This window comes from Thiomonas sp. TH-17 (assembly GCF_057473305.1).
Window position 1 is genome coordinate 1 of sequence record NZ_JBYCKI010000281.1, and the last position, 7,160, is coordinate 7,160.

The window sequence follows — 7,160 nt, forward strand, 5'->3', positions numbered from 1 at the left end:
CCACAGCGATACCCGTAGGTATCGCGCGGATGGGCAACGCCGCCCTGGCGGCAAAGACGCGGTTTTATGTTCCAGATAGCGTGAAACACTGCACTAGCTTCGCTTTGGCGAGTCTTAAGGCTCCGCACTTTTCTGGACGCCGCCGATCCAACAGCCATCGCCCATGATTGAGCGTGAAGCAAAACCCGCGGCGCCAGCAGGGCGAACGCGGGTTGGCGGGAGCCGGACATGGAATCTGCACGCAGTGAGAATGGCCAGGGGCCGTCGAACGGCGACGATCTGACGCAGCGTTTGCTGGACGTCGTGCGCGCGCTTTACGGCGAGTTGCACAGCGCCGGGGCACACGCGGCTACGGTGGAACTCGACAGCGCGCTCGACCGCGATCTGGGCCTCGACAGCCTGGCGCGGGTGGAGTTGCTGCTGCGGGTGGAGCGCGCTTTCAAGCGGCGCCTGCCCGACGATCTGCTGCAGCAGGTGCAGACGCCGCGCGACCTGCTGCATGCGCTGCAGGCCGCGCCATCTCAACCATCCCCATCGCAACCCGCTCCGCAGTTGGAGCAGACCAATCCGCCAGCCCAGCCCACCGACAATCCAGACCCGACCCCGCAGCGCAGCGCCTCGCCCCAGGCCGACGAGACCGCCGCTCCCGAGCGGGCCGCGACCTTGCTCGACGTGCTGCAGTGGCATCTGGCGCGCCATCCAGAACGCCGCCAGATCGTGCTGCTGCAGCCCCATGACACCGCCTCACCCCAGGATGGCCAGCAGCCCGAGGAACTCTCGCTGAGCTACGCCGACCTGTGGCGCGGCGCGCAGCGCACGGCGCAACAGTTGCAGGCGCTGGGCGTGCAGCCGCGGCAGACCGTGGCTCTCATGCTGCCCACCTGCGCCGACTACTTCACGCGCTACCTCGGCATTCTGCTGGCAGGCGCGGTGCCCGTGCCCATCTACCCGCCGGCGCGGCTGTCGCAGATCGAAGATCATGTGCGCCGCCATGTCGGCATTCTGGCCAATGCGCAGGCGGTCGCGCTGATCACCGTGCCCGAAGCGCGGCGGGTGGCGCATCTGCTCGAAGCGCTGGCGCCCAGCCTGCGCCATGTGATCACCGACACCGCTCCCCCCGCTGATGCGGAGGTTTTGCCGCCGCGCGTGCCGGTGACGGTGGCGGCCGACGACATTGCCTTCATCCAGTACACCTCCGGCAGCACCGGCGACCCCAAAGGCGTGGCGCTGACCCACGCCAACCTGCTGGCCAATATCCGCGCCATTCACGATGTGCTGAACCTCCAGCCCGGCGATGTGTTCGTGAGCTGGCTGCCGCTGTATCACGACATGGGATTGATCGGCGCCTGGCTGTCCAGCCTCTACACCGGCAACCTGCTGGTGGTGATGTCGCCGCTGGCGTTTCTGCGGCGACCGCAGAGCTGGCTCTTGGCCATTCATCGCTACGGCGGCACGCATACCGCGGCGCCGAATTTCGCCTTTGAACTCTGCCTGCGCCATGTGGCCGATGCCGACATCGCAGGCCTCGATCTGCACACCCTGCGGCTGGCGGCCAATGGCGCCGAGCCGGTGAGCCCCGACACCCTTGCCCGATTCACGGCACGCTTTGCGCCGTATGGCTTTCGACCGGAGGCCATGACGCCGGTGTACGGCCTGGCGGAAAACTCGGTGGCGCTGCTGCTGTCGTCGCTGCAGCGCCCGCCGGTGGTCGATGCGATTGATCGCGCCGTGTTCGAGCAAACGCACCACGCGCAACCCGCCGCCGCGAACGACCCGCACGCGCTGCACTTCGTCGCCTGCGGCCAGGCCATTCCGGGGCACCGCGTGCGCCTGCTCGACGACCTGGGCGAAGAAGTCGCCGAGCGGGTGGAGGGACGGCTGGAGTTTCAGGGGCCGTCGGCCACCGGCGGCTATTACCGCAGGCCGCTGGAGACCCAAAAGCTGCTTCACGAAGGCTGGCTCGACAGTGGCGACCGGGCCTACCGCGCCGAGGGCGAGATCTACATCACCGGCCGGGTGAAAGACATCATCATTCGCGGCGGGCGCAATATTTATCCGCACGAAGTCGAACTCGCCGTGGGCGAACTGGCCGGGGTGCGCAAAGGCTGCGTGGTGGTGTTCGGCGCGCCCGACGAAGCCCGTGGCACCGAGCGCGTGGTGGTGCTGGCCGAAACCCGCGAAACCGACGCCGCCGCGCGCAACCAGCTTCAAGCCGCCATCGTGAGCACCGCAACCGAGGTGCTGGGCGAGCCGCCCGACGAGGTGGTGTTGGCTCCGCTGCACACCGTGCGCAAGACTTCCAGCGGCAAGCTGCGCCGCGACGCCACGCGGCAAGTGTGGCTGTCGGGCCGCATGGGCACGCGGCCCCTCGCGGTGTGGCGGCAATTCCTGCGGCTGGCGCGCAGCGCCGTAGCGGCGCGCGCGCGGCACGGTTTATCGCAAGCGGCGCATCTGCTCTACGCCGCCTGGTGGTGGCTGGCGCTGGTCGGGGTGATGCTGTTGATCGCGCCGGTGCTGGCTCTGCTGTCCAGACCGGCTTGGGCCTGGCGCTTCGCCCACGGTGCCGCCCGCCTGTTGCTGCGCCTCGTCGGCCAGCCTCTGCAGGTGCAGGGCGCGCACGCCTTGCCGAAGCAGCCGCACATGCTGCTGGTCAATCATTCCAGCGATCTCGATGGTCTGATGGTGCTGGCGGCATTGCGCGGCCCGTATCGCTTCGTCGCCAAGCGCGAGCTGTTGCGCAACCCGGTGGCGCGGTTTTTCCTGCGGCGGCTGGGTGCCGAGTTTGTCGAGCGTTTCGACGCGCAAGGCAGCGTGGCGGCCGCACAGCGCCTGAGCGCCCTGGCGGCGCAGGGCGTGTCGCTCTGCGTTTTTCCCGAAGGCACTTTCCGCCGCGATCCCGGCCTGCTCGGCTTTCACCTCGGCCCGTTCGAGGCCGCAGTGCGGGCAGACATGCCGGTGGTTCCGGTGATTCTGCGCGGCACCCGCGCGGTGCTGCACGACGGAGAGCGCTTGCCGCACTGGCATGTGGTGCGCCTGACCATCACCACGCCGATTCGTCCGCAACGTACCGACGACGCGTTCGCCGCCGCCGTGCAACTACGCGACGCTGCCCACGCTGCCATGCAGCAGTGCCTGAACGCCAGCGAGACAACAGCGGCCCAGCGGCACGCGCCCCGGCTGGCCTCAATGTTTCATCACCATTCTCCCCACCCATGAACGACACTCTGAATCACACCGATCCCGGCGCGGACGACGCCAACCAGATCGACCTGCAAGCCGCCTGGATCCGCCGCTCCAGCGCCGATATCCAGGCCTTTGTCGAAGGTCTCGCCGCGCGCCTCGAAGGCGATCTGCCGGGCCAGGTGGACGTGGTGCGCAAGCGCGACGGTCTGTTCGCCAAGACCAGCCATGTGCAGAGCATCACCGTGCGCACCGAGGCGTTTCATTACCTGCTCGAACGCCATCCTTCCGGGGTGCACACCCAGCGCGCCCGGGTGGTGGGCGGGGTCATCCTCAAACGCGAAGAACTGAGTCTGGCCGGGTGGATGGAGAGCCTGCTGGCAGCGCTGTTTTCGCAGTCCGGCGAACTGCAGCGCGCCAGCCAGTCGCTGCATGATTTTCTGATGCATTGAGGAGCACGACATGTCACTCTGGAACACTTTGAAGCAGCGCGCCGAGAGCGTCGCGCAGGACGCGCGCCATGCGGTGGACGGGCTCACCGCGTCCGCCCACACTCTGGCCGCGCCGCGTGCGCTCAGCGCCGATGAACTGGCGCGGCAGCAGGCTTGGGCCGAGGCGCTGCCCGGCAATGACCTGCCCGAATTCGTCAAGGCCCGCCTGGCCGCCACCGCGCGGCGCGAGCTGCCTTGGGTGAGCACCGCCACCCCGGCGGAAATGCTGGCGCAGCGCATTCACGGCATCGAGCCGCTCGGCATGGTCAACGGCAATTGCTGGTACCACTTCGACTACTCCTGGTCGGACGGCCACTACGACGGCTGGCATCACGCCCTCGACCGGTTGCGGCTGGAGGCCGCGCTGCTGGGCGCCAACGCAGTGGTCGACGTGACCTTGCAGGCGCATGCCGGGCAGGGGGCGAACGATGTGGATTTCGCGCTCACCGGCACCGCTGTGCGCATTCGCGGTCTGCCGCCCTCCACCGACCCGGCGGTGGCCACGGTGTCGGCGCTGCACTTCGTGCGACTGCTCGATGACGGGGCGGTGCCCGTGGGCATTGCCATCGGCGCGCATTTCGACTGGTATCTGCCGCGTGCCTCGGCCTTTGGCGCGGGGTTCGGGATGATGAACAGTTCGTCATTTAGCGCCTCGGCGCAGACGGCCTATCAGGCCGGTGCGCTGTGGAGCAATGCCGAACTGAGCGAGCTTTCGGCCTTTCAGCAGCATGTGCGCCTGAGCGCCATCGAACATCTGCGCAGCGACGGCCAGCGGCTGAACGCCTCGGTGCTGGCGCATACCGAATACGCCGAACTCACGCGCGAGGAGGGCGATGGCGGCGAGCCCCCGCGCTTTCAGTGCCGCTACATCGCCATCGGCACCGCCGTGGCCTACGAGCGCAACCGTCCGCTGCGCACCCGCGTCTCGCCCACATTCAGCCTGGCCGACCGTCAGCTCGAAGCCCCTCGCTCCCAACCCTAGGAAACCATCATGAACGATAGAACCGCATTGCCCCAGACCGAAACTCCCGCAACCTCCGCCGCCGAGCAACTTGCGCCCCACGCCGTCGAGCGGCTCAAGGGCCTGCGCGCCCAGGGCAGCCATGAGGGCATCTTCACCTCCGACCTGTCGGTGAACGAATTCGTCATGGTGCGCCAGGCCGGGTTCGAGCCGCTGGGCCTGGTGGTCGGCTCCTGCGTCTATCACCTCGGCATTCAGTACGGCCAGTGGTCCACCAGCATGGAGATGGACGTGTTGTCGCAAGCCATGTATCAGGCGCGCGAACTCGCCATGAGCCGCATGGAGCAAGAGGCCATTCTGCTGCGCGCCGACGGCGTGGTTGGCCTGCGGCTGGAGGTCAAGCGCATGGAGTGGGACAAGGACATTCTGGAGTTCATGGCCATCGGCACCGCCATTGCGCACCGCACCGGCGATCCCGGTTTCAAAGGCGTGGACGGCAAGCCCTTCACCTCCGATCTGTCAGGGCAGGACTTCTGGATGCTGCTCAAGGCCGGCTACCGGCCGATGGAAATGGTCATGGGCTCGTGCGTCTATCACGTCGCTCACCAGGGTGCGCTGCGCTCGCTCGGCAATCTGGGCAACAACGTGGAGCTGGCGCAGTTCACCCAGGCCATGTACGACGCCCGCGAACTGGCGATGGAGCGCATGCAGCACGAAGCCGCCGCCGCGCAGGCCGACGGCATCACCGGCGTGCAGTTGCACGAAGGCTCGCACAACTGGCAGCCGCATGTCATCGAGTTCTTCGCCGTGGGCACCGCGGTGAAGGCGATGGAGCAGGCCGATGCGCTGGTGGATGCGCTCAACCCGCAACTCGTCATTCCAGTGAACGACTGAACGATCTTTGACCTGAAGGAGAACTCTCATGACTCTGTTCAAACACGCCGCCGAAATTCTCGAAGCCCGCGTCAACACCTTTCTCAACCACGCCGACGACCCGGCGCAGACGCTGGATCTGTCTTACGAAAAAATGATCACTACGCTGCAGGACACCAAGCGGCACCTGGCCGATGTGATCACCGAACGCATCTCGCTGGAAAACCAGATGACCGCCGCCAAGCACGATGCCGACAAGGCCGAAGCCGACGCCCGCATGGCGCTGCAGGCGCAGCGCGAAGACCTGGCGCGCGCCGCTTTAGGCGAAAAGCAGACCGCGCAGCAAAAGATCGACTCGCTGCAACAGGCGCACGACAGCGTGGCCGCCCAGGCCGAGAAGCTCACCGCCTACGAGAGCAAGCTGCAGGACCGCATCGAACAGTTCCGCACGCAGAAAGAGGTGATGAAAACCCAGATGGCGGCCGCCAGCGCCGAGGTCGGCGTGTCCGAGTCGCTCACCGGTCTGGGCACGGGTCTGGCCGATGCCGGCGACGCCATGCGCCGCGCGCAGGACAAGACGTCCCAGATGCAGGCCAAGGCCGAGGCCATGGAAGGCATGACCGAGGCCGGCATCCTCAGCGATCCGCTGGACCAGCGCGACAGCACCGAGAAAGCCCTCGACAAGCTGCGCACCTCCACCGGGGTGGACGCCGATCTGGCCCGCCTCAAGGCGGAGATGGCGTCGACCAAGTAAGCGTAGGCGCACGACGGGCTGGCCTTCTGCGCGCGCGCTGTGTTTGCGGCATACTGCGCCGACAAACATCCCACAAGACGAGGAGACCCCGCATGACTCTCAACCGCCGCGCTGCGTTGCGCACTGCCTTTGCCGCCGTCATCGCGGCCAGCGTCATGGGTCTGGCGCCCTTTGCCGGCGCCCAGCAGACCCAGAACCCCGACGCCGTCAAAGTACTCGGTGAGATGGGCAAGGCCACGATCATCACCGAAGGCCGCGGGCCGCGAGTGATCTACCTCTTTTTCGACGCCAACTGTCCCTACTGCCACGAGCTCTACACCAACCTGCGCCCGAAGGTGGGGAAGGACGGACTGGAGATTCGCTGGGTGCCCGTCGCCGTGCTCACCCCCACCAGCGTGACCAAAGGTGCCGCCATTCTTCAGGCGCCAGACCGTCTCAAAGCGTTTCACGAAAACGAGAACACCTATGGCAAAGGGCCGACCGGGCAGGGCGGCGGCATCGCCCCGGCCAGCAAGGTACTGCCCGCCACAAGCGCCATCCTCAACGCCAACAACGACTTGCTCGAAGCCACCAAATCGCCGGGCGTGCCGACCATGCTTTACCGCGACAAACAGGGCGACGCCATGCTCGTCGTCGGCCCGCCTGATGCGCAGCAGCTCAAGGACATCCTCGCGAGCGTGAAGTAGACCGGCACTGCGTCAGGCTGCGCTGCGCAGCACGGTTGCGATGGCATCTTCCGGCAACAGTCCGACGATCAGGTGGGCGCGGCCGTTGGCGGTGCGATAGAGCATCACCGGAAAGGTATGCAAATTGGCCTGGCGCATGAGTGCGGCGTTGGTCTGAAGCTGGTGCAGCACCCGGGCGCTGGGGTGGGCCAGTGGGCGGATGCCGCCGGCCGGGC

The 7,160-nt window shown here is 67.0% G+C and carries 8 protein-coding genes; 6 read left to right on the forward strand and 2 right to left on the reverse strand.

Annotation, left to right across the window (positions count from 1 at the left end; translation table 11 throughout):
• A partial coding sequence (locus AC2VLV_RS15790; protein ID WP_486990884.1) for a hypothetical protein occupies positions 1-230 on the reverse strand: 230 nt, incomplete at its 3' end.
• Here AC2VLV_RS15790 and AC2VLV_RS15795 point away from each other — a divergent pair.
• The 6 genes from AC2VLV_RS15795 (at position 229) to AC2VLV_RS15820 (ending at position 6,945) form a co-directional block, all read left to right on the forward strand.
• A complete protein-coding gene (locus tag AC2VLV_RS15795) occupies positions 229-3,216 on the forward strand; it encodes an AMP-binding protein (protein ID WP_486990885.1) in 2,988 nt (995 codons plus the stop codon). The two genes, AC2VLV_RS15790 and AC2VLV_RS15795, sit on opposite strands and share 2 nt — an antisense overlap.
• Positions 3,213-3,632, forward strand: a complete 420-nt coding sequence (locus AC2VLV_RS15800) for a hypothetical protein (RefSeq protein ID WP_486990886.1) — start codon at positions 3,213-3,215, stop codon at positions 3,630-3,632. Before AC2VLV_RS15795 ends, AC2VLV_RS15800 begins: the two co-directional genes overlap by 4 nt.
• A gap of 10 nt (positions 3,633-3,642) precedes the next feature.
• The gene (locus AC2VLV_RS15805) at positions 3,643-4,653 is read left to right on the forward strand and encodes a YbjQ family protein (RefSeq protein ID WP_486990887.1); all 1,011 of its coding nucleotides are present in this window, start codon (positions 3,643-3,645) and stop codon (positions 4,651-4,653) included.
• A 9-nt stretch (positions 4,654-4,662) separates the two neighbouring features.
• Positions 4,663-5,526 carry a heavy metal-binding domain-containing protein gene (locus AC2VLV_RS15810; protein ID WP_486990888.1) on the forward strand — a complete coding sequence of 288 codons (864 nt, stop codon included), beginning with the start codon at positions 4,663-4,665 and terminating at the stop codon, positions 5,524-5,526.
• 28 nt (positions 5,527-5,554) lie between these two features.
• A complete protein-coding gene (locus tag AC2VLV_RS15815) occupies positions 5,555-6,259 on the forward strand; it encodes a PspA/IM30 family protein (RefSeq protein ID WP_486990889.1) in 705 nt (234 codons plus the stop codon).
• 92 nt (positions 6,260-6,351) lie between these two features.
• Positions 6,352-6,945 carry a thioredoxin fold domain-containing protein gene (locus tag AC2VLV_RS15820; RefSeq protein WP_486990890.1) on the forward strand — a complete coding sequence of 198 codons (594 nt, stop codon included), beginning with the start codon at positions 6,352-6,354 and terminating at the stop codon, positions 6,943-6,945.
• A gap of 12 nt (positions 6,946-6,957) precedes the next feature.
• Here the strand turns inward: AC2VLV_RS15820 and AC2VLV_RS15825 are convergent.
• Positions 6,958-7,160, reverse strand: a 203-nt coding sequence (locus AC2VLV_RS15825) for a hypothetical protein (RefSeq protein WP_486990891.1), incomplete at its 5' end; no start/stop codon positions are given.

Excerpts from the sequence above, each read along its gene's own strand:
- AC2VLV_RS15795 (WP_486990885.1), top strand. The coding sequence starts at position 229 with ATGGAATCTGCACGCAGTGAGAATGGCCAGGGGCCGTCGAACGGCGAC.
- AC2VLV_RS15800 (WP_486990886.1), top strand. The coding sequence starts at position 3,213 with ATGAACGACACTCTGAATCACACCGATCCCGGCGCGGACGACGCCAAC.
- AC2VLV_RS15805 (WP_486990887.1), top strand. The coding sequence starts at position 3,643 with ATGTCACTCTGGAACACTTTGAAGCAGCGCGCCGAGAGCGTCGCGCAG.
- AC2VLV_RS15810 (WP_486990888.1), top strand. The coding sequence starts at position 4,663 with ATGAACGATAGAACCGCATTGCCCCAGACCGAAACTCCCGCAACCTCC.
- AC2VLV_RS15815 (WP_486990889.1), top strand. The coding sequence starts at position 5,555 with ATGACTCTGTTCAAACACGCCGCCGAAATTCTCGAAGCCCGCGTCAAC.
- AC2VLV_RS15820 (WP_486990890.1), top strand. The coding sequence starts at position 6,352 with ATGACTCTCAACCGCCGCGCTGCGTTGCGCACTGCCTTTGCCGCCGTC.